Raw genomic sequence first — 24,577 nt, 5'->3', positions numbered from 1 at the left:
CAATTTGATGAGTACAAGTGGGTATTTTCTTATTAAAAGAGGAATGTTTGATGATCTTGAGCTGACCTTTTAGATAAAGAGAGTTATAGGATTTTTGTCCTTTAAGAAATCGTGTTTAAGCACGGTGTGCTAAAGGAAAGATATGCCTGCGATAGTTTGAATAAACTTATCAACTACAATCAATCAAGTAATTATTTATTTGCTATTCTTAAATGAATAGTGACAAACATTTATAAGTTTATATTGATACATATAATTTAATTGTTCTTTTACATTTTCAAGTAATTGATGGTTAGTTATAGATCGCGTTAAATTTAAAAACAAAAAATTGTCAAAAAAAGCCTTTGGGCTGGGCAAACTATGTTACACAGGTTTATTACCTGACTGGTTATTGTAGATTTTTTTTACTCAAAACGACTGCTAACACTTTATAATATTAAATTAATTACACAAAATTGATTGTTGGATCACGAGCATATTATTAACAAATTAGACATTGAACATGAACAAATACAGTTTATCATTGCATTATACTTGTACACAAGCACATATCCACCATAGTTGTATTCCAACTTTTTGGATCACCTACGAAACTGATTCAGGGATTATATAAAAGACCTGCTACTCTTTTGACATGCCCAATGCTTATTGGGTAATTTCAGGATAAACTTCTTCATAATTTTATAAGCTTCATTCTCACCAGATGCTTCAAATGGCTTGTTTTCAAATCATTTGAACAGGATTGTTATATCCATATTTAAGTGTTCATACATATTATGTACAAACACTGTTTATGTCTTTTGGTACTTTTCCAAACAGCTTATGACGCTGCTTTGCGAAAAGTGAACAGGAAGTCTACGGAAAATAAAAAAGCCCTGTTTGTTAGCAGACAAACAAGGCTTTACAAAGACTTTTAATCTTTTTGTTTTAAAAAACTTAGCAAAATTACACTTTTTCTATGAAAAAAAGATGTTTTTTTATAAAAATCATGCTGGCAGTAATTGTGAGTGGACTTTGGTTTCCTCAGCAATTGTTTGCCCAAGCTACAAACTCTTCTTTGGGGGCGGTATTACACCTCAAAAAGAATAAGTACAACAACTACTTCAATACAGGAGTAGATTTTAACACCTTGCTGAATAGTGGGCAAGCAAACCAAGCGAGCTTTGAGTTTTGGATTAAAGCCCAAAGTGATAATAATGCCTGGGTGCTTACGGACTTACTAGGCGACCAGGAGTCGTTCTCGATGCGGGTGGAAAATAATCACCAATTAAAGCTTCATTTGAAGGGCGCAGAAAAAAACATTGACCTCAATGGACAAATTGGAAAAAATACCTGGCACCACATAGCTTTAGTAGCCAACAATGGCACTACTACACTGTATGTAAACGGAAGAACACGTGGTGTATTTAGCGACCTGGATTTTAATACTACCCTAGGTCGTCAACTGTATTTTTATAAAGCCAGAGAAACCGAACTATTTATTACTGAAGTACGAGCTTGGAATCAGGCACGTACCAAGCAAGATATCTTAAGGTATTGGGCTAAAGTAATCGATAGTAACAAGGCAGACGAATTGGCTCAACACACCGCTAAGGGGCTGGATGTATTGTTGAATACGTCTGACATGACTTCTCCTGATAGGGGAGTGATGGGTTGGACAAATGCCATTAAGGAGTCTGCTGTCAAAGAAGGAATGGGACATGCTTATGTAGATGGTCCTCCTTTGATGCAAGTAAGAACCGACGCTGGACACCCTATTCTTGATTTAGAAGAAATATTTGTGACCGCGTCTAAAGGCGAGTTTAGTGATAAGGTGCAAATCAAATGGAATCATATTGCCAAGGCTACCCGGTATACAGTTTCGCGTCGCCCACAAGCAGAGGTCACGTTTGTGGCTTTGCCTAACCCTCCTGCCATCAATAACCAACAAGCGGGTGATGAGTTGATTTTTGAAGACAAAGATCTGACAGCTGGCGAGCGTTATGTGTATAAAGTAGAGGCTTTGGGTGATGATAGCTTTACTACCAATGGACAAACTTTGGGCTTTATTTTTTACAATGGGCAAATTTCGGGTAAGGTAACTACTAATCATCAAGATGCAGTACAAGATGTAGAAATAACCGCTGCGTTGAAAAATGGTGGTGTACCTGGACATGCTTTGATGTTTGATGCCAACACACCTGCTATAGAGGTTGACAATATAGAAGCCTTGAGAAACCAACCACGTTTTACGATGGAGTTTTGGTATAAGGGTGCAGGTAACAATACCGTATTTGCTATGGGCAACTCCAAGATTCAACTCACCAGCAACAAAATTATAGTAACCAATGCCGATGGCAATGCTTATTTGGAAGGTAATCTGAAAACGCGTGATAACCAATGGCACCACTACGCATTTACCTTTGCACCTGTGCTCGACGAAGAGCAAAAACCTATAGGGGCCGAAGGTAAGCTTTATCAGGACGGTGAAGAACTAGCCACTACGCCTACGCCTTATCAGGCTCCTCCAGGTGGTGTAAATCGTTTCTTGATAGGGGCTCAAAACAATGCTGCTTATCAACTAGATGAGTTTAAGGCTTGGAAAGTGGCAAAATCAGCCAAACAAATCAAACAAACTTACCGCCATGTACTATCAGGCGAAGAGGACAACCTTTTGCTATACTACCGTTTTGATGAAGGGGATGGCAAAGAAGTATATAACTATGCTTTAACAAACCGCAATGAGTACATTGGTAAAAGTCAATCCAAGGGTCAGGATTTGCACTGGAGCGCTAGTCAATACGCAGGTTTGTATTATGGTATTTTGACTTCTACGTCGGGGGCTTATGTGCTTAGAGGGCTCAATTATGGTACCAGCAGTACAGGCAAGACCTTTAATGTAGTGCCCCAAAAGCCTAACCATGAGTTCAGAGCGCCTGTTATAGAGGTGTTGTTGCAAAGAGGACAACACACCAACAAAAGTGAGATTGATTTTACTGATATTTCTCAATTTACTATTTCGGGCAGAGTTGTGTACAAAGAAGGAGAAGAGGTATACCCAGTGCCTCAAGGACAACAAATTACCTTAAATAATGGTACTACAACAATACTGGCTCCTGGTGATAAGGCAAAATCTGACGCTGCTGGGCTTTTTACTACGAGTGCATCGCCTGAGCTGTTGACTATAGCAGTAAATTCAGTGGCAACCAAACGTAGCAACTTGGTTAATCAATCACTGCGTTTTGACGGGAAAACTGCTTACGCTCAATCTGAAGGAACAATTAGCCACCAAGGTAATGCTACCTGGTCGTTTTGGGTAAAACCAGCCAGTGCTACCGAAACGTTTGAGGGAGACATAAAAGCTGATGATGCAACTCAAGAAACCCCAAGTTTACCCATAGTGCAAACGGTGTTTCAGTTGGGTAATATTCAACTTGACCTGGAAAACAGCGAGACGCTGGTATTGAAAAAAGAGGGTACTGATCTGGTACGTTCTACTCAAACCATTGGTAATCAAGCCATGACATTTTGTGCCATCTCTTATGAAGCGGCTACACAAAAGTTTACAATTTATGTAGGCGAAACCCCTGATGTATCTAACGCAGTATCAGGTGTAGACATGACTGGGCATTTTACGTTGGGAGCCGCTTGGGTAAACAATGACATGGCTACGCCGTTTCGCGGGCATGTAGATCATATAGAGTTTCGTACCCGCACGTTTGCTCACAACGAGTTTAAGCAAATAAAAGAGGGGAATTTTATAGCCAATGATGCCCAACACTTACGATTGAGCTACCCAATAGTGACTTCTGGTGGAAACAGAGAACTTAGCCTTACTGCTCAGGCAAAACACCAAGGGTTGAAGCTAGTTGAGGCGTTACGCGACAATAAAATTGTAGCAATCAACCAAGGGACCTATAAATATAGCTACTTGGCGAGTAACCCACGCTACAACCCCAGAGGAAAAGCGGCTTATGAGTTGAACCTGACGGGGGTGACTACAGGTTTAGATTTTGAAAACACTACTCGATATGGGTTTGTAGGCAACTTGATTGTTCCTTGCGACAACCACATTGGTGATTTGAAAGGGCGTATTTTCAGAACCGACATTCAAGGGTATGAAAAAAGCTTTGATGCCAGCCATTTTAATGGAAATGTGTTTGCCATAGAAAATTTGCTTCCAGGAAAGTATCGGGTAGAAATATTCAGAGAAAATGCCGGTGCTGATGCAGAGCCTTTACTACGCTCGCCTGTGGTAGACATTACCCAAGGTTGGGCTTCTTACGACTTTGAGTATCATAATCCTTTGATGGTAAGTTATAAGATTTATGCTGTGGAAGTTAAAGCCAATGTTGACGAAGGAAAGCCAGAAGTAGGAGGTGTTCGAGGTCAAGAGATACAACCGCTTTGTACAGGCAAATACTCGCTCAAAGCTTACACTAACTATGAGCTGGAGCTTACCGTATCAGAAGAATTTCAAAATGGAAAATGTAATGTTGCAGGAGTAGACTATACCGTAAGTGGTAGTTTGGGAACACCTGCCACAGGGCATGAAAACGGTAAAACCAATGAAAACGGTAAAGCCAGCATACGGTTTATGTCGGCAGGTCCTAGTTTTGATGCAGCAAATTACCTGGAGCAATTTCAAATAAGTGCACGTACTAAAAACCGTGATACCGAAGATTTTCTAAAATCATTCATCACTGGTTCTCAAATGTTGAGCAATGATTTCACCTTGACTGAACCACAGGTAATGTATGTATTACATGACCCTCCAGGTGATGGTAGTTTTGCCAAAATAGAAGAAGGAACCACCATTTCTTTCACCTCTCAATATACTACCGATATAGGAGTAGAGACTTCTACTGCATTTACTGCGGGTAGCGATGTAGTAACAACTACTGGGGGTGGTTTTGGAGTGTTTATACTCAATCGTTTCTTTGCTGCCAAAGGAGGTACCGGAATCAGTATTGACGCCTCTAACTTAAATACAATTGACAACTCTACCTTATGGACTTTGACTTTGAACGAAAGCTACTCGACTGCTGCCGGAGGTAAAGTAGTAGGTCCAGATGCTGACTTATTGATTGGTGTAACCCGCGTAATAACTCGTGGCAAATCCAGAGAATTGATAGTCGGTGGATGTTCAGCTGAAATAAGAGAAAACCCTAACGCTACTGCTCTGAGCTATAAAAGTTCTTTTGCCACCAAAGTAGAAGATGTCAAAGAAACAACTATCCCAGGGCTCGAGTCACTTATTGAAGAACTGTCTGCCAAAAGCAATCTAACTACTAAGGAAAGTGCTCTGCTTGACAGTGCCCGTTCTAGTAAGGTTGCCTGGAAGAACATTCTTAAGAAGAATGAAGAGAAAATTGCCAAAGCAGATACTTATGAGAAACTAAGACATGGGTATAATGCTGGAGCCAATCGCTTGGATTATGAAAAAGGTGATTTTGTGTTTTCAGGAGGGGGTAGTAGCTATACAGTTACGCTTGACTGGAGCAAGGAATATAGCACCACTAACTCACACGCTTTCAATGGCAAGATAGGTACGCCTTTTACCAACTCTACCTCTATTGTAGGCATAAAACTAGATGTGAAAACTCAGGTAAGTGCAGTTTGGAACAATAAGTTTAGTTTCAAAAATACTGAAAATAAAAAGACAGGGATTAGTTTTACCTTGACTGATGACGATCAGGGAGATCAGTTTCACGTATTTATGCGTCGTGACCCTGATTATGACACGCCCATATTTAAAACCAGTGCTGGACGTAGCAGCTGCCCTTACGAAAGGGGTACTCAACCTCGTGAAGGTGTAAGAGTAGAGGTGCTGGATGGAGCTACTAAGGTAACGCCTGCTGGAACAAAAGCAGTTTATAAAGTACGCTTGACCAATACCCAAATTGCTGATGACAATAGGGGTAAGTCATATGTTTTGGATGTGAGTGCCAACACTACCAATGCCGCCAAAATTTCTATCAATGGAAACGCCTCTGGAATACCTGCATCTTTTTTCCTTATGCCAGGAGCCAGTGACACTACCACGGTTAGCATACAACAAAACGATAGTGGAGATACTTCGTATGAAAATATCGCACTCCGTTTTTATTCCAGTTGTGAGTTTACAGCAGGTACAACCAAGTACACTGCCAATGAGTTGTACGAACGCAACAAAGATGGTACCGTGAAAAAAGATGCCAATGGCAACCCTGTTTCAGTAGTAAAAGTCTTTGATCAGGTATTATTAAACACATACTTCCGCGAACCTTGTGTAAGTAAGTTTGAGATTAATCAACCTACCACAAACTGGGTGGTGAACAATACCTCAAACAATCGTTTAAGGCTACGATTTAAGCCAGAAACAGCCAAAGATGATTTCAAAAAGGTAGAAGTAGAATATGCTACTGAAGGTAATAACAAAGCACAACTGCTGACCACTTTGGATGTAGATGAACTTACCAAAGATAGCGAGGAATATTATACTGTTTCGTTGGATGTAAGCAGTTTGGTGGATGGTAAATACAGCCTACGCCTGGTGCCTGTATGTGGCGAAGCGGGTACCAACCGCAACAATGTAAGCGAGTGGATAGAAGGTACGATTCAGCGCAATGCACCTGTCATTGCTTCGGTAACGCCTGCAGACAATGGCATTATAGGCAGCGATGGAGTAATCTCAGCTACTTATACCGACAAAATCAGCAATGATGGAGTAAACAGCCTGAACATTAATGTAATGGGGGTATTGGCAAACAGCAATTATGAGGCTACCGCAGCACGTTTTACAGAGGCTACTGACCAAATTCAAATACCTGACAATGATGTGCTAGATATGGACAGTTGTACAGTAGAGTTTTGGGTGAAACCTTTATTACCTAGCACTACTGTGCCCATCATAGAGAAGGGTAACAATTTCCAAATTTCGTTGATGCCTGATGGAACTGTCAATGCCCAAAGGGTAAGGTCAGACCAACCGCTTGCTCCAAATCAGTGGAGTCATGTGGCTGTAACCTATAGTAAGTCAAATAAAGCAATTCGGATTTATATAAATGGACGCTTGGCGGGTGAACGAGACCTGAAGTTGGTTTCAGAGCCATTTGGCACCAATGACCAGCCTGTTACTATAGCCAAGGCTGTGAACGGGCAAGGTTTTAAAGGTAGCCTAGACGAGATCCGCATTTGGAGCAAGGCGCGTACTTCAAATCAAATAATCAATAATTACCGCAAAATGTTGTTGGGTAATGAAGATAAATTGGTAGGGTACTATCGCTTAGACAACAATGCTTTGACTGTAAATGGTACTCAAGAGGGCATTCGCGACTTTACCGGAAACGCATCGGGCACTACTGTTCAAGGGGTGACTTGGGTAACCAAACAAGAGGCGGCTCCTCTGCAAGTAGAAGCGGTGCCTCAAAGCATCCCGGTAACGATTCACCGAAGCAATGAAAATCAGATTTTGATTACACCTGATTTGGCTGATAGTGACCTGGAAGGGGCTTACCTGACGGTAAATATTGCCAACAACAAAATCAAGGATTTACTAGGTAATGAGATTAAGGGCGAAAAGTGGAGTTTCAGATATGAGAAAAACCACATTGCGTGGAACCAACGTAGCATTGATTTGCAACAGGTTTGGCAGCAAGAGAAAAACTTTGCGCTTACGTTGATGAACAGTGGGGCAACTGAGGTAACTTATGAATTGACTGATTTGCCCAAATGGATCAAGCCATCGGACAAAACCACCAATCAAACGTACACCTTGAATAGCGGACAAAACGAAAGCATTGACTTTGTGCTGCAGCCCTGGTTAAATGCAGGAGAGCATACTGGTACAATCAAGGCTAAAGTGTTTGATCGCAGCGGACGCTTGTTGGGCACCGAGCTAGTAATAGTCAATGTAAACGTGAGCTGTGCTGCTCCATTGTATACATTGAATGCGGCTCAATACCAATATGCAATGTTCTTAAACGCCAGTTTACATATCAACGGGCAACGCTCTATCGATGAACGTGATAAGGTGACAGCCTTTGTAATGGGAAGCAACGGACAAGCTGAAGTGCGTGGTACTGGACAAGTACGCAGGTCGGGTGACCGATATAAGGTGTCAATGCTTATTCATAGCAACCAGGAAACAGGGGAAGCACTGCAGTTTAGAGTATGGGATGCCTCGGAATGCCGTGAATATGGTAGTATAATTGAACAATACACCTTTGCTAAAAGCACTTCGCTCAACAATCAAACGCTGACTGTAGGCAATACATTGGTGCGTAAGTTTAATGTGGTAGCAGGTTTTCAGTATGTTACTTTTAATGCTACCAACCAAGGACGCAATTACCTCAGCATTGATCAGGTAAAAGGTTTGCCTACTGGAGCCAAAGTATATACTCAGAACGGTCAAGAAGCCACTTATGATGGGCAAAGCTGGTCGGGTAATCTAACTCAATTATTGCCTACACAGGCGTATCAGGTAGAATCGCCTGTGGCGGCTCAGGTAGAACTACAAGGACACGTAGTGGCATTGAGCACGGTTATTCAAATAAACCCTGGGATCAACTGGATTGGCTATTTGTCAGACCAGACCTTCCCAATAGGTCAAGCTTTGTCAGGGTTGAATATTTCTGATAATACCGAATTACGCTTGGTTGGGCAAGGGGGCTTTAGCATTTATGACTCTCAAACAAACCAATGGTCGGGTACATTGGAATATCTGGCACCCAATATGGGTTATCAGCTAATTGCTTTGGGCAACGGTACACTCAATTATGCTACTAGTTTGGGGGCAAATGCCAGTGCCCATCAGTTAAGTAACCGAGCGTCGCAAAACCGCAAAAACAAACCCATGTACGAAGTTCGCACCGAGGCAAGAGCCATGGGCATGCAGGTTAATGCACTCAAATACCGCTATGCTGCGCACGTAATGGGTGTAGTAACTCAGGATGGGCAACACCTAGATGCGGCTGACTATATAGTAACCGCGCATACCAACACAGGCGAAGTACGTGGGGTAGCAGTACCTCAGATGGTGAATGGTAAGTTGATGTACTTCTTAACGGTACACACTAACGATAAGCAGGCAGCTTATGAAGTACGTTTGACACATAGGGAAACCAAAACAGTACAAAAACTGGAAACTCCAATAAGCTATGTAGATCAGGTACAAGGCAGCTTGCAAGCTCCTTACGAGTTTCGCATGAAACGTGTTGATACACAAGTAAAAGAAGCCAAGGCAGCATTGTTTAGCGGTTATAAGCTATACCAAAACCAGCCTAACCCATTTCACGATGTTACCAGTATTAGCTACGAATTGCCTCAGGCAGATGAGGTGCACTTGACCGTGTACAATGCTCAAGGACAAGTGGTGGCAGTGCTGGCAAAAGGCCTCAAGGCTGTGGGTAAACATACCGTACAATGGCAACGCAATGGTTTGCCTAGTGGGGTGTATTTCTATGCCCTGACTACCAAAGCAGGCAAACCCATGACCAAACGATTGGTAATTCACTAAATCTTATGAAACAAAGAGGGGCTGAAAAATGCTCCTCTTTTTAATCAAAATGCGGCTACATAAAGCCGCAAAACGGGCAGGCTTTGCCCTTTTTTAAACAGACAACATTTAAAACATCATAAAATTATGAACATTCAAAAGATCATCAAAAACACTTTCAAAGCAGGCGCTTTGGCTTTAGCATTGACTAGTAGCGCCCAGGTTTTTGGGCAAACAGTTCCTCCTGTAGGAACAAATACATTAGTTCAAAATTCTGACCATGAAATACGCTGGTTAGCCAATAACAATGGTTCAAATCATAATGAGGGTTTTGGCTTTTATGTAGGGAAATACCCTGGCTCCTTAGCCTTTCGTATAGGGCACAGCGGTAATGTAGGCATAGGAGTTTACAATCCTGCATACAAACTACATGTGAATGGTACAGCCAAAGCTACTTTATTAACCGCAAATAAAATCGGCATTGGTACTACTAACCCTGAATTTCCATTGGTAGTAAATGGAACTGCCAAAACTAATACATTTATTACCAATTGGGTGACAAAAAATGTGCGTGAAGGTCACCTTACTTTAGGTGGGTATCCTGGTGCTCCCTCGTCTGCTGGAATGTATCTTTTAGGTAATGGCAAAGTTGGAGTAGGTACAACAAACCCTGAAGCAAAACTTCATATAGCAGGCGATATGAAAGCTATCAAGGGCACCTTTAGTGGTGACCTAAGTGCCAGTAATGTCATTGCCAACCGAATACGTCTCAATGTAGGTACTTTTCCTGATTATGTGTTTGCCAAAGACTATGACTTGATGCCGCTTGAGCAAGTAGAGGCTTATATTAAAGCCAACCAACACTTGCCCAAGGTGCCCACTGCCGCCAAGGTAATCAAAGAAGGCATGAATGTGGGGCAGATCAACATATTGTTGATGGAAAAAGTGGAGGAATTGACTTTGCACTTGATTGAACAAAACAAGCAAATGAAGGCAATGCAGCAAAGGCTACAAAAGCTTGAAAGCAAGACAACTCACAAAAAATAATTATTTCTAACCATTTGTCCCTTGTGGCAATAAATTTTAAAAATCATGAACATTCAAAAAATCATAAAAAATACTTTCAAAGCAGGGGCTTTAGCTTTAGCATTGACCAGTAGTGCCCAGGTTTTTGGGCAATCTGTCCCTCCTCAAGGAGGTAAAGAAATTGTGCACAATTCTAACCAGGAAATACGCTGGGTAGCAAATAGTGACGCATCTAACCACAACGAAGGATACGGCTTTTATTTAGGAAGTGGGGCTTCTGAGAAATTAGCCCTGAGAATAGGGCATAGTGGTAATGTAGGCATTGGGGTAAAAAATCCTACAACAAAGCTGGATGTTAATGGAACTGCAAAAGCTGATGTCATCAATGGACAAACAGTTTTGACAGAACAAATACGCCTCAATGGAAGCATAACGTCACGATCTAAACCAATTACATTCAGTGTATCATCAACTACCCCTGGTCTTAGACAAACACGTCACATGGTTTTTAACGAGGCAGGTCGTTTAGGAATTGGTACTCAAGAACCTAAAGAAAAACTACATGTTGCTGGAAGCGTAAAAGCAACCAATGGTTATTTTAACGGTGACTTAACCGCCAATCGAGTACGTCTCAATGTAGGTACTTTTCCTGATTATGTGTTTGCCAAAGACTATGATTTGATGCCACTAGAGCAAGTAGAGGCCTATATCAAAGCCAACCAACACTTGCCCAAGGTGCCTGCTGCAGCCAAGGTGATCAAAGAAGGCATGGACGTGGGGCAAATCAACATATTGCTCATGGAAAAAGTGGAGGAGTTGACTTTGCATACTATTGAGCAGCACAAACAAATCAAACAATTGATGCAAGAAGTAAAAGCCTTGAAAACTCTGGTAAATTCTAAAAAATAATTGAAGCGAGATTAGTTATGAAAAATTATCATAAAATTTTATTGGTTACACTATTTTGTCTGGGAGCTTATAGCTCTCAGGCACAAACCAAACTGTTTAGGTTTGTAAATGATCGTAGCAACCTGGCTATTACCACCAAACTCAATGCAGCAAACCCAACTCACTTAGTAGGTTCGCCTCGGAGCAAGGAAAATAGCCTGTCGCAGTTTTTTATTGTTTTGCCTAGGGTTGATGGTAGAGTACGTATTAATTCTGCATCAAACCCTCTTTTGTACTTGGGGCTCAATGCTAACGGGGATATTGTGATTGATTCAGAGGACAACCTACAGAGTTATTCTTGGTCTATAGATTTTGCTGGTATTGGTACCAAAAACGGTGCTATAGGTTATTGTGTATTGTCTGACCCTACAGATCATACTAAGGTAATGATGATAGAGCCCAACGGGCAATTTAAAATGGTAAATGTAGAAAATGGCTTGCCCGCTGGGCAAGAACCTAACTTTAGGTTTTTGCTAGAGACAAAAGCCGATACATTTTAAAACAGTGTAACCCTTTTCGGCTATGCAATACCCCCAACTCAAGGTTGGGGGTATTTTATATAAACTTCATTATGTTAATAAAAATATCGAATTACCATCTAAGTGATCTTTCATAAATAATTTGAGCCATTAAAGTGTATCTATTGCCCTCATTCTTCTCAAAAAAAAAGCCTCATAGCTTTGGCTATGCACCGTTTTTTTTGAATCGTCTGAGAACAATATATTTTCTTAAATTGGCACATCTTATTTTTTCCAGATCACTAATAATATTTTAACCCTTATGAATTTACGAGTTTATCTTTTATGGGCTGCATTATTTTTTACGTTTGCCGCCTGTTCTAACAACAAAAAAGAAGCGACTGAAACAATCTTGGAGGAAACTCAGACAGGACAACAAATTCTTGATTTTTATCATAAGTACTCCAAAGGTTATTATGACGCTATGCAAAATAACTTTGCTGATACCATAAAACTTTTCAAGGCAGCTACTTATATAAGCGCCCCAACAGCTGTACAAAAAATGAAAGCCGAAAATAACGGGATTGTTTATATGCCTGATTTGCCTTCTTTGAAAATAGAAGGTCGCCTTGCTAGTATCAAGGTAGTAAAACACCGAAAACAACAAAAAGAATTGATATTGGCTAATATTCAATTTGATGAACAAAACAAAATAGTGTCTTACAAAGAAAAGCCACTACCCAAAACAAGCCCTCAGGCAAAGGTGACTACAACTAACTACCAGAAATACAATGGGGAGTACACCTTCAATAAGTACAAGTCATTAAAAATACAATGGACTCAAGGTAGTGAGCTCACCTATGATGTAACACTTGCGGTGCCTGATTGTGTAGGTAAGTTTAATGGCAAAGCGTTTTTTACAGATCAATATACAGCAATAAGCAACCAAGGAGGAAACTGTAAAATTGCCTTTGATTTTAGCACAGCTGGCCAAGTAAAAGTAAGTGAGACGACCAACTGTCGCACCCCACAAACCAAAAACTGTAAATTTGACGGTGAGTATAATTTGACCAAATAAAAGGCTTGCTAACTTTGGCAGTACAGCATTTGGCTAATGCAAAAATACTTTATTTTATATATACAACAACACACAAATAACTGACTATCAAAAACTTAAATCATCACAAAACCTTATTTACAACGGGCTTTTGTTAAGTCGTTGTTAAGTGGCAAAATTTGTTGTGAGTAAGGTCAATATCTAACTTTGCACTCACGAAATCAAGTTATATTTTTTCAACTTCTAGTTGTCAAAATATTCACTATTCGCCTTCATTCTATCATTAGGCGAATGAAGTATTTTATCCTTTACCAAGCTATCCTTATCAAAGTAAATTTTTAAATAAAAAATCAGAATGAAAAGAATCATTTTAAGTTTTTTCTACATCAGCATGTTTGCAAGCGTATTATTAACTGCTTGCTCAAAAAAGAATGAAGACCCACAACCTGTTACTGCTAACCCTACTACTGATAATAATAGTGTAGCCTTGTCTATTATATCTATAGAACCAATGAAGGGCAAGGTTGGGGAACAAATAAAAATTACCATTAATAAAAAAGTGAATGGTGCCAAGGTTTTCTTTAATAATACCCTCGTCAAAGATATGACTACTAATGGTGACAAATTGGTAACAGTAACTATTCCTGATAATGCCACTACTGGCAAGGTGGTAGTAAAACAGGAAACAGAAACTGCTACCAGCACTACTGATTTTGAGATAACTCGTCCTGCCAATCAATTGGCCTCTTTGCCTGGCGAGGCTCGATCCAATGTTACTACTTTTGCTATAGATGATAAAATATATGCAGGTATGGGCAAAGTTTCAGGAAATTATCTTAAGGATTTTTGGGTATATGACACTGGCAACGATACTTGGGCACAAGTGGCTAATTTTCCAGGCGAATCGCGCACCTCTGCTGTAAGTTTTGTAATAGGCACCAAAGCTTATGTAGGTACTGGTAAGGGATCAAAAGGAAAAAGCTACACAGATTTTTGGGAATATGATGCAAGCAACGACCAATGGAATCAAGTAGCTGGTTTTCCTGGTAAAGCAAGAAATCAAGCTGTAAGCTTTGTGCTAAACGGTCAAGGTTATGTAGGTACAGGTCGTATAGATGCAGCAACTCTCGTAAACGGAGAAGTTAATGGTCCAGCTACCAAAGATTTCTGGAAATACGACCCAACCTCAGATAAGTGGATACAAGTCGCTGATTTTAAAGGTACTGAACGGTATTCAGCCACTAGCTTTACTATTGACAATAAAGCTTATGTAGGTACTGGACGTAGCCATGACTTTTACAAAGATTTTTGGGAATATGACCCTATTTTAGACCAATGGACACAAATTGCTGATTTACCAGGTAAAACACGTATAGGAGCCGTGGGGTTTTCATTCAACAGCAAAGGATATGTGGGGTTAGGCATTGATGATTTGAGTGCTGCCGGAACCACGTATGCAGATGACATGTGGGCGTATGCTCCTGCTACCAAACAGTGGGTAAGTACAAACAAACCCAAAAGCGGTGCCAGAGCTTATGCTACTGCATTTGGCATTAATAGCATCGGTTATATCGGGTTGGGTGACAAGTTAGGCAAAGGAAGTAGCCTTGAATTATGGAAGTATACACCTTAATTGTCTAAATACTTAAGACTGCTAAGTACACTTGCAGGAAATACAAGTCAGGGCTCTCTTTGTATAAAGGGAGTCCTTTTTTAGGTTGTTCTAAAAACAAGCTGGTGGGTGTATGCTACGGTTAAAGTTCAATGCCTACCCACAAAATATCATCACGTTGGGTGGTACCTTGCATATATTCATCGATGCAATGCTCAATTCGTTGTTTTTGTTGAGCAAAAGGCAAAGAGGCGCAAGATTTTAAAACTGCCTGTAGGCGACGAGTTCCAAAGGTTTGGCGGGCAATATTGTTTTGATCCTGTAAACCATCAGAGCCCGCATAAAGCAATGTACCTGGAGGAAACACCATTTCTTTATTGATAAACGATTTATTTGCTCCTCTCGTACCACCTATCGACTTACGATCTCCTTGAATCACTTCTAATGCTGTAGTGCCAGGCAACACATAATACAAAGGGTTTTTGGCTCCTGAAAATACCAGTCTAGTATTCCCGTCGTTTTGCTCAACTAAGCTACACAAAACAGCGTCCATTCCCATACTCCACTTAGCATCTATGTATTGCTGAAGTACTTGGTTAATCTCTTGGTGCAATCGCTCAAATACACCTGCCGGATCGGTGAGCCCCTCCTGAAAAATAATTTTATCTAACAAATTAATCCCAATCAAACTCATAAATGCACCGGGTATCCCATGTCCTACACAGTCTGCCACTACAATCAACCTTTGCTCATTTATTGTTTTTATCCAATAAAAATCTCCTGATACAATATTTTTAGGACGATACACTACAAAATGCTTTTTAAACACCTTTGTCAAATCTTTTTCAAACGGTAATAAAGCAAGTTGAATATTTCGTGCAGCCCTTACACTCCCCTCTGTATTATATTTATATTCCACCAGTGCCTTGTGTTGTTGTTCTATATGATTATGTTGAGCAGTAATTTCGTCTTGGGTTTGGAGGAGTTCTTCATTGAGCATAACCAGTTTATCTTTTTGTTTCACCAGTTGGCTATTTAGGTGTTTTTGTATCTGACGGCTTCTAAAAACGAATGTGCTAATGATTGCCAGCACAAACAACCCTGCCAATGCGCTGAATAAGTACCAACGCTCTTGCACGAGTTTTTTTTCGCTATCCATCCTGATTTTTTGTTCTTTGACTTGCTGTTGCATTTTAAGAAATGCTTGTTTTTTATCAAAAACATAACTCAGCTCTAGGCGGGTAATTTCTTTAGTTTTCGAGTCATTAATCAAGGAATCTTTACTTTGAGTATGCAACAAGTGGTATTTTAATGCTAACTGATAATGAGCCAATTGCTGGTGACTTTGAAACAAAACATGGCTTAACTGGCTTATTTCATCCCTTCTGTTGAGTTGTTGGGCAATGGTTAAAGCCTGTTTTGCCACAAAAATGGTTTTTTCGTATGCTTTTTGGGCATAATAGACCCAAGCCAAATGTAAGTAAGCGCGTATTTTACCAAGCTTATCTTGATTTTTTTCTGCAATAGCATACCCTTGTTGAATATACATCAATGCTGAGTCTGATTGGTTAAGTTTGAAAAAAGCATAACCAACATTGTTATAATAAAGTGCTCTGTTAAGTTTCAGTCGTTGTGCAAGGTGTAATGATTTTTTGCAGTAAAAAAGCCCTTTGGTATACTGCTTCAGTTTATTATAAACAACTCCCAAGTTGGTATAACACGAAACGACCCCTTTATAATCCTGAAGTTTTTTCCTTATTTGCAAAGATTTTAGATAGTACGTGATTGCTTTGTTGTATTCTCCCTGCCTTTTAAAGATAATACCAATGTTGTTATAAGAAACCCCCAATAAACCCAAGTCCTGGATTTTCTCTTGAATAGCCAGACCTCGTTGGTAGTAGTCGAGCGCCTTTGGGTAATTGCCCAGCGCTCTCTCGATGTTCCCTAGATTATTATAAACACTAGATATTCCCCGCTCACTTCTGATGCTTTGGTATAGCTGCAACGCTCGGCGATAATGCTGCAATGCTCTTGTATAACTTGCCTCAAAAAAACAGGAAATCCCCAAATTATTTTCGGCACTCGCTTGCCAATATATTTGCTTTAAATTTTGAGCAAGTTGTTTTTCCCTTAAGGCAAAAAACCTGATGGTGTCTGACGAAATTTTAAAATAGGCTTTAGAAAGTTCATTCAATAAGTGTAGTCGATGGGTATCAGGTTTGCTTGCTAGAAGAAGCGTTTTCAGGCTGTCTATCTGAGAATTTTGCGCTTTTAACTTATACAAAGGTAGAAATAAACAAATATAAAAAACCGTCCATACGTAGCCAGAATTTGTACACATTATCTTAGAAGTTGGTGTAGGATTTATTGAAAAGGTTTATTCTAAATATAGCATTTTGTTATAAAAACAGACAAATTAACGCTATAAATTATACTCTTTTTTATAAAATCCACCTTCAGTGTAACATCTTAATCAGGCAAAGGCACTGTCATGCTTACACTCCCAAATTTAACCCTAAAATTCAGCGACATTTTGCTATAAGGAATGGTGTAAAAATAAAGTTCTATAGTAACGCCAAAATATTTTGTTGGCAGGAGAGGTAGGGCAATATCCAGTGGATGTTGAGCCAGCCCTGCGGGACGGCGGCATAGCAGCGCTACGGCAAGTTTTTTTAACGAATTCTGTCAGCGAAAGATGACGTTAAAAATGTAAATTTATTTTGGTACTATTCCTAAGGTGTTATATTAAGCTTTCTTTGGCTTAGTAATTCTACAAAAATAACCAATTTCGTCAAACGATATCTTTGGTTGCCGTGTTTCTAAAAAAAACTGCACCGACAATTTACTGTGGTACATTTTTAAATCCTTTGATTTAGGTTCTCACGGTTCTGAACTTGACTTGGGGAGTAATACAATGGAGAAACTTATCACCATGTAAAGTTTTTTGCTTGTTTGTTCACAAGGTATTTTATTTGACTGAATCACTTTATTTTTTACAGATTGCTTACCCAAACAAAGTAGTTATGAATATTACCTGAAAATTTTAATGAAAATTCATGAAGATACTCGCCCTCAGAAAAAGCAATGTTTATTCATTGCCTTTTTTTGTTGGATTTGTTTTCCCTTACTGGTTACTTCTTCCAGCGCACAAACACCACAAATTGATCAATGGAAGGCTGCTTTAAACACCAAAACAACTGATAGCATGCGTTTGCATCTATTAGATAAGATTTGTTATGCCTATCACAAAAGGTCGCCCGATTCTATTCGTTTTTTTTCTCAAAAAGCTTTATCAATTGCTCAAAAGCTACAATCCAAGTTGGCTATTGCCAAAATCAAAAACCATTTTGGGGCATCGTATTTTTTTCAAGCAAAATACAAAGAGGCTGAAAAGTATTATCAAGAATCTTTAAATCTATTCAAGGAAATATCTCACAAACTGGGTACTTCAGTAGCCTACAATAACCTGGCAAACATTTATAAACAGCAAGGTGCCTATACCAAGGCTATTTTTTACTATCAACGAGGATTGAGTATTCAGGAAAAAGCCAACAACTTACGTTTAATGAGTGTTTCTTATACCAATATAGCTACCATATACAGGTTTCAGAAAAATTACCAAAAAGCATTGGAGTATAACAAGAAAGCAGTTGATTTAAAAAAAGCAATCAACAGCCAACGAGGGGTAGCCATTGTGTATACTAACATTGGCATGGTACACGGTGAAATGAAACAATACTCTTTAGCTTTAGAGTATTTACAAAAAGCATTGACAATCTCTCAGCAACTCAAACTTAAAAACCCGCTGGTTTTTAATAATTTAAGTTATATCTACTCAAAACTAAATCAATTAGACTCCGCTTTTTTCTATGCTCAAAAAGGGCTAAGGATGTCCATAGACATTGATGACATTAAAGGGAAAACAATTTCAAAAATCAATTTGGCTCATATTTATTTTGCTCGACAAAAGTATACTTATGCAATCAAAAATGGCGAAGAGGCGCTTACACTTGCACAACAAAACAAGCGGTTGATTTCGATAAAGAATATCAGCGAGGTATTGTTTAAATGTTATATGAAACTGGGTAGCTACAAAAAAGCCATCGAATCACGAACTCTATTAATTCAAGCAAAAGACTCTTTGTTTAATCTGGAAAAAAACAAACAACTAGTAGAGATAGAAACCCGCTATGAAACCCAAAAGAAAGAGCAGCAAATCATATTGAAGAATAATCAGATAACACTGTTAAAAAAAGAAAAACAACATGAAACACTCCTCAAATATACTTTTGTAGGTGCTTTTATAAGCCTGTTCTTCTTAGGTAGTTTGTTGGTTATGTTTTTACGATTAAGGGTAAGCAAAAACAAACAGTTGATTATACAAAATCAACAATTACACGACGCAGAAACAAAACTGACCAAGGCTCAGTTAAACGAAAAAAAATTGCTTGCTGAAACACTTAAAAAAGAACTGGAAATAAAACAACAACAGCTTGCCTCAAAGGCATTACATATTATTCAGAAAAACGAAATTCTTGAAAAAGTAAAAGAAAGCATACAATCCCTAAAAAAAGATAATAAGGTAAATGTTACCCAGCTTGCCCGCTTGGTTGACTCTGGTATTCAAATAGATAAAGATTGGAATAACTTTTTTGCGCTATTTCTGGAAGTACATCAAGGTTTCTTTGATAAGCTAAAAGGCATTTCGGACGAATTAAGTGATACAGAATTGCGTTTATGTGCTTTGGTTAAGCTAAAGTTTACCTCTAAAGAAATTGCGTCTATTTTAGGAATCACGCATGGCAGTACTTCAGTTGCCCGCCATCGAATCCGTAAGAAACTTTCTATACCATCAGATGAAAAACTTGCCAAATTTATTGATGACTTGTAACACTTATCAAACAAGTAAATATTGATTTTACAACATCGGCCTACAGTTTATTTTGTTAACAAAACATTCCTGATCTCACAAAAACCCAACTCTACTTTAGATATACAAAAAATATAAGATACTCAATATCAATAACTTAAAATCAAAAAAACGAGTATTAGTATATTTACTTGTTAAGCCCTTGTTAAGTACAAAAATTTGCCCCAGCCGCTAACAAGTCTTACTTTTGTACTAATTAATTCACAGGAAAATCTATACCAAATATTTTCCTCCTTCAACAGTACATCATAACACTTACTCACTACAACCATCTGATTATATTATGTATCCTATTGCAAATTATATCTCGTTCCTAGCCGCGTTCATGGGGCTATTCTTAAGTATTCATTTTTTTAGATGCAAAAAATACCCTCGTGCATCATTCCTTGGGGTAGCTATTCTGGGGGTTTCGTTTGAGCTTATTATATGGTTATTCAAGCAATCATCTCCTACCGCCTATTTTTTGTCTTTCGGCAATATTTTTTTACATGGTCCTTTTTTCCTGTTCTTTATCACTTCACTATACAGGAAAATACCAACCCTCCATTATTTTATGCTTAGCATTTGGGGAGTTGATGTTATTTATAAAATATACTGGTTGCTGCAGCCTTTTCAAGAACAACAACTTTACCTCAGTTCACCTGCCTTTAGCTTGTACACTCAAATATTTAAAATAACAGGCTACGCAATGGCTATTACTATTTGCCTTATTTCCTGGCAACAACTCAACAGCTACACCCAACAGAACATGCGCTACCCTGTATGGGTTAAGCAACTTGTGAAAATTTTACTATGCTTACATATCATTTGGATCATGAATGATATATTAAAAGCAGTATATCCACCAAATGTCTTATCGGTTAACATGTCTATTATTTCTGCCACCTATATACTTATTACCTTGTGCTGGATAGGTCTTAGTACTCTAAAAAACACGTTTGTAATTGAAAGAAAAGCTGAAGTTATTCACCCAAAAACTACGGAGGCATACAAAGCGTTAGAAACGTTTATGGAAAAGCACAAAGCTTATAAAAAAAACGATCTTACGCTAAAGTGGCTTTCTCAAGAATTAGGAATCAGGTACAAAACTTTGACTCAAGCTATCAGAGAACAAGAATACAAAAACTTTTATACTTATATCAATCATTTAAGACTACAGGAGTTTAAGCGGTTACTGACTTTGGAAGAAAGCAAAAAGCTAAGTCTGGAAGGTTTGGCAAAACAGGCAGGGTTTGGTTCCAAAACAACTTTTTATGCTTTTTTTAAGCAAGAAGAAGGTACCACACCTAAAAAATACCAACGCCAAATGCTCTTGCAAAGAAGAGCGGCCTAAGCTGCTTTAGATAGAGAGGTATTTGCACTACCTCTCTACTCTTACTAAAAAAATTACTTTATTTACCAAATATTATCTCTGATTGGGGCACTTCTTCAAAAGCTTATTTTGCAAGGAGCTGCCACTATCACCATAGTGCTGCTATGCTTCTTTTACTAAACTCTGGTTGGTTTATCAGGGAAAATCTTCTTGTCACTCAACAAAAGCAATAATTTTTGCAAACATTCAAAAAGTCGGGACAAGTTCATTGAAAAACCAGTAAATATTTAGTATCATCAAACACTAAATATTGGCTTAGTTAGCGCTTGACAATGAAATATACAACCACACAACAAATAGTTAACATCATATTTGAGGGATTTGAAAAGTATTTTGAAGGCTTTAGACAAATCACACGATCTGTAGAAGGTGATTTTAAGCAAGAAAACTATCAAAAAATTCAAGGTGTTGCTTCTCAAAGACAAGGTTTGTACAACCAAACCTTACAATCTGTGTTAGACCAGATATTAAACATCCGTCCAACGTTAGAAAATAACCAAAGTGACTGGGCTTATCTTAAGCAAGAGTACTCAGTCACAGTTCAGAACCACTCGGCAGGCGACATAGCCGAAACTTTTTTTAACTCTATATACGGCCGTTTGTACAATTATCGTCACTTGAACAATGAATACTTATTTGTTAGCAAAAGTTATTACAAGCACCGCGTGACTAAAGGTGGAGTATCTGCTATTTATCATACCTATCAAATAAATGATAACCACCTGTTTGAAACTATTCATCAACTTCTACTGGATTTTAACTTTGACTATGAAAACCTTGACCGGGATGTAGGTTTGATTACAGCCACATTGCAACAAAGGGTTTCGCCTCGTTTTTTAAAGTCTCATACCATTACTATAGAAGTTCTTAAGTCGGTATTTTACCGTAATAAAAGGGGGTATATTATAGGCAAACTTCAGGTACAAGGTATTTTAATGCCTTTTGTATTGCCCATACTGAGTGTAGAGAGAAAAGTAATTATCGAAACTTTGATCACCAACCCCAATAGCTTAAGTATTGTGTTTAGTTTTGCACACTCTTGCTTTTTGGCTGACACTCCTGCCCCTTCTTTATTGATTGAGTTTTTGCAAGTGCTACTGCCCTCTAAGCTCACCGCTGAACTGTATAGTTCCATAGGTTTTGACAACCATTGTAAGACAGTTTTAATCCGTCAGTTAAATGCACATATCAAAAAAGCACCCGATGAAATGGTGCTTTGGCAAAACCAAACGAGTACCTCTATGACTACTTTTACCTTGCCCTCTTTTAATATGGTATTCAGGGTGTTACACGATCAAACAAGCACTTCTGACAAAGAAGCAGCTATAAAAGATAAATACCGGACACTTTCTCAAAAAAATCGGGTAGGGCGAATGACTCAGGCACTGGAGTTTTACAATTTTATATTTCCTAAAGAAATTATGTCCACTCAGGTTTTAGAGCACCTTTGCACACAGGCTCCTTCTCAGGTAAAAATAACCGGAAACAACCAAATATCAATTGCCTACCTATTGGTCGAAAGACGAATGGTGTCACTGGATCTTTTCTTGAAAAAAGCCAATGTAATGGCGCGCAAACTAGTGATGCAAGACTACGGTTTGGCAATTAAACAACTCGCCTTGGCAAATATCTTACCTGCCAATTTATCGCTCAACTGTTTTGGAGTATCGCAACATAGCCGGGTAATATGCTATAACTATGAGCAATTGGGGTGGTTGAGCGATGTCCAACCTGAAGGTATACACCGCCTTACCCAACAAATACAAGCAATATTGAAGAATGATCCAGAACTTAAGGAAGTATTGACAGAGAAACACCCTGGTTTATTAGACAAAGAATATTGGAAGCAATTACAAAGTAGAGTAAAGTCAGGAGAAATAGCAGATGTGCCTCCTTATGAAAAAGGGTTACCAATTGATAATAAAACAGATATGTATAGTTTTTAGTAGTAAAAAATAACAAAAACTATTATTTTGTTAAGTAAAAACCTGCTTTGATTTTGATTTTTGTTGCTCTATATTTGAATACTTGTCACAAAAAATATGCTTGTCTACAAAGTTATTGTACGCAGTAATTAAGACATTTCCAATAATGATGAACTGATTGATAAAGTTTTGTCAATCGTATGTATTTCCGTAGTATATCAGCAGCACAAACACCTGTAATGCTTGTTATGGATGTTTTGTTAGTCTAAACAAAACTTATAATCGATGCCTTCAAATACATAAATTCTGTATTTTAAAAATGGTATAAAACTCTGATGAAAGTAGCTGAGATAAAATCAAACCTTGAAATTATTTGGATGAACTTTGACCAGTACAAAGATCAAATTTATGCTTTAAGAAAAGCAGTATTTGTCGATGGTCAAGGATTAGAAGATTACCTTATGCAGTCGCCCTATGACACTCAAGGGCTCCACCTTGGCGCTTTTCATAATAATAAGCTGGTTTCTTCGCTCTCGGCATATATTTTTCCCCCACAGGGTAAAATTTTCGAAGAATTTGAATTGCCTGCTGCCAAAAGACGCATTGTTCAGTTTTCGCGCCGGGTTGAACTCCCAGAATACCGAGGTTCTCGTTTGGCCGAATTTCTGGCATCTATTGCCTGGAAAAAAATTTTTGAAACCATTCACCCCGAATATTTTGTCGTAGGCTTAAGCGATACACATAGCAGGCTTCGTCTCTATTATAAAACATTTGGCTTTAGTTCTTACAAAACTGTAGAAACTACACATGGTCAGCGTCATGTATTGCTGGCCAAGGGAGAAGATGTGTTGAAATCAGCTTATATAAGGGTAAAGAAGTATGTACAATCATTGACACTAAGGTACGAGATACCTCCTCCTTCTTTGTTGCGTTTTCTTGAAGAAATCAATCACATGGATTACTTGATTTTGGGGGAGTTAAAAAAAGAAAACCTTTATATCGATTCTTTATTATTTAAAGATGAGCTACCGAGGCTTATAGCACAAGCTCGTTTGCTTTACCTCATTCAAGAGCCTGTGTTTAGCAAAATAAAACATTTACCATCGCCACCTGGAACATTTCTGGACATAGGGTGTGGTCCAGGGGTTTACTTGTCTGCCATTGCCCAAAACGAGCATTTCAAAGGATATGACTTTGTAGGGATGGATATATCAAAAGATATGATTACTTACTCATCGTTATCATACCCTAATATTCGCTGGATACAAGGCAACGCTTATGACACAGGGTTTGCAGACAATAGTGTAAGTGTAGTACATGCTGGTTTTTTATTTATTCATTTAAGTAATCCAGAGTTGGCATTAATGGAAATATATCGGATATTGAAACCTGGGGGTGCTTTGTATGTGATGGATGTAAACGACTCTACTTTTGCAGGACCCAAACTGATCAAGCGAATGGTTCAAAAACACAAGGATATTTATGAAGGTAACCGGGATATTTTGAATGATTTACCTACGTTGGCTCAAAACCAACACCTTAAGCTTGTGCAAGAGCATTCTATTACTGCTAAAAATACAGGACAAGAAAACGAGGTAAAGGTACAAGAAAATGTCACAGAATTGGGACGCATGTATATGTGGGCTATGTATGTGTTCATTGCTCAACGCGAAGAAGTAGTGGAGTATTACCAAAAAGCTGAAGAACATTATTTTAAAAACCCTTGTCAAATAAGCGTACAAGTACAAACCCAAATTTATAAAAAGGAAGAATAGCCAAAAGTAAGTTTGAT

At 38.7% G+C, this 24,577-nt stretch carries 11 protein-coding genes; 10 read left to right on the top strand and 1 reads right to left on the bottom strand.

The genetic code is table 11. From position 1 onward, the window contains the following. Window positions 1-958: 958 nt before the first annotated feature. The 6 genes from M23134_RS10820 (at window position 959) to M23134_RS37890 (ending at window position 14,579) form a co-directional block, all read left to right on the top strand. On the top strand, window positions 959-9,478 hold the full coding sequence (locus tag M23134_RS10820) for a LamG-like jellyroll fold domain-containing protein (RefSeq protein WP_045113375.1): 8,520 nt from the start codon (window positions 959-961) through the stop codon (window positions 9,476-9,478). Between the two features lie 126 nt (window positions 9,479-9,604). Continuing rightward, window positions 9,605-10,504, top strand: coding sequence for a hypothetical protein (locus M23134_RS37900; RefSeq protein WP_002695891.1), 900 nt, complete (start codon window positions 9,605-9,607; stop codon window positions 10,502-10,504). Between the two features lie 45 nt (window positions 10,505-10,549). Then, a complete protein-coding gene (locus M23134_RS37895; RefSeq protein ID WP_002695890.1) occupies window positions 10,550-11,392 on the top strand; it encodes a hypothetical protein in 843 nt (280 codons plus the stop codon). 17 nt (window positions 11,393-11,409) lie between these two features. After that, on the top strand, window positions 11,410-11,931 hold the full coding sequence (locus M23134_RS10805) for a hypothetical protein (RefSeq protein ID WP_002695889.1): 522 nt from the start codon (window positions 11,410-11,412) through the stop codon (window positions 11,929-11,931). Between the two features lie 280 nt (window positions 11,932-12,211). Next, on the top strand, window positions 12,212-12,967 hold the full coding sequence (locus tag M23134_RS10800) for a hypothetical protein (protein WP_045113374.1): 756 nt from the start codon (window positions 12,212-12,214) through the stop codon (window positions 12,965-12,967). Between the two features lie 334 nt (window positions 12,968-13,301). After that, the gene (locus M23134_RS37890; protein WP_053337286.1) at window positions 13,302-14,579 is read left to right on the top strand and encodes a Kelch repeat-containing protein; all 1,278 of its coding nucleotides are present in this window, start codon (window positions 13,302-13,304) and stop codon (window positions 14,577-14,579) included. 121 nt (window positions 14,580-14,700) lie between these two features. Here M23134_RS37890 and M23134_RS10790 read toward each other — a convergent pair whose 3' ends face one another. Next, a complete protein-coding gene (locus M23134_RS10790; protein WP_045113373.1) occupies window positions 14,701-16,899 on the bottom strand; it encodes a tetratricopeptide repeat protein in 2,199 nt (732 codons plus the stop codon). Window positions 16,900-17,604: 705 nt separating this feature from the next. Here M23134_RS10790 and M23134_RS10785 point away from each other — a divergent pair. The 4 genes from M23134_RS10785 to M23134_RS10770 all read left to right on the top strand — a co-directional run bounded on the left by M23134_RS10785 (window position 17,605) and on the right by M23134_RS10770 (window position 24,560). Next, window positions 17,605-19,449 (top strand): tetratricopeptide repeat protein, encoded by a 1,845-nt coding sequence (locus tag M23134_RS10785; protein WP_002695884.1) that lies wholly within the window; start codon window positions 17,605-17,607, stop codon window positions 19,447-19,449. Between the two features lie 592 nt (window positions 19,450-20,041). Continuing rightward, a complete protein-coding gene (locus tag M23134_RS10780; RefSeq protein ID WP_045113372.1) occupies window positions 20,042-20,821 on the top strand; it encodes a helix-turn-helix domain-containing protein in 780 nt (259 codons plus the stop codon). 311 nt (window positions 20,822-21,132) lie between these two features. Next, on the top strand, window positions 21,133-22,806 hold the full coding sequence (locus M23134_RS10775; RefSeq protein WP_002695881.1) for an isocitrate dehydrogenase kinase/phosphatase AceK regulatory subunit: 1,674 nt from the start codon (window positions 21,133-21,135) through the stop codon (window positions 22,804-22,806). 314 nt (window positions 22,807-23,120) lie between these two features. Next, the gene (locus M23134_RS10770) at window positions 23,121-24,560 is read left to right on the top strand and encodes a class I SAM-dependent methyltransferase (RefSeq protein ID WP_002695878.1); all 1,440 of its coding nucleotides are present in this window, start codon (window positions 23,121-23,123) and stop codon (window positions 24,558-24,560) included. Window positions 24,561-24,577 lie beyond the last annotated feature (17 nt).

The organism is Microscilla marina ATCC 23134 (genome assembly GCF_000169175.1).
Lineage (GTDB): Bacteria > Bacteroidota > Bacteroidia > Cytophagales > Microscillaceae > Microscilla > Microscilla marina.
Note: the sequence above shows the minus strand (reverse complement) of the source record. Positions and strands in the feature narration are given on the sequence as shown.

Coding starts and splice junctions, on each gene's coding strand:
- M23134_RS10805 (WP_002695889.1), top strand. CDS start 11,410: ATGAAAAATTATCATAAAATTTTATTGGTTACACTATTTTGTCTGGGA.
- M23134_RS10775 (WP_002695881.1), top strand. CDS start 21,133: ATGAAATATACAACCACACAACAAATAGTTAACATCATATTTGAGGGA.
- M23134_RS10770 (WP_002695878.1), top strand. CDS start 23,121: ATGAAAGTAGCTGAGATAAAATCAAACCTTGAAATTATTTGGATGAAC.
- M23134_RS37890 (WP_053337286.1), top strand. CDS start 13,302: ATGAAAAGAATCATTTTAAGTTTTTTCTACATCAGCATGTTTGCAAGC.
- M23134_RS10790 (WP_045113373.1), bottom strand. CDS start 16,899: ATGTGTACAAATTCTGGCTACGTATGGACGGTTTTTTATATTTGTTTA.
- M23134_RS10820 (WP_045113375.1), top strand. CDS start 959: ATGAAAAAAAGATGTTTTTTTATAAAAATCATGCTGGCAGTAATTGTG.
- M23134_RS10785 (WP_002695884.1), top strand. CDS start 17,605: ATGAAAATTCATGAAGATACTCGCCCTCAGAAAAAGCAATGTTTATTC.
- M23134_RS37895 (WP_002695890.1), top strand. CDS start 10,550: ATGAACATTCAAAAAATCATAAAAAATACTTTCAAAGCAGGGGCTTTA.
- M23134_RS10800 (WP_045113374.1), top strand. CDS start 12,212: ATGAATTTACGAGTTTATCTTTTATGGGCTGCATTATTTTTTACGTTT.
- M23134_RS37900 (WP_002695891.1), top strand. CDS start 9,605: ATGAACATTCAAAAGATCATCAAAAACACTTTCAAAGCAGGCGCTTTG.
- M23134_RS10780 (WP_045113372.1), top strand. CDS start 20,042: ATGCTTAGCATTTGGGGAGTTGATGTTATTTATAAAATATACTGGTTG.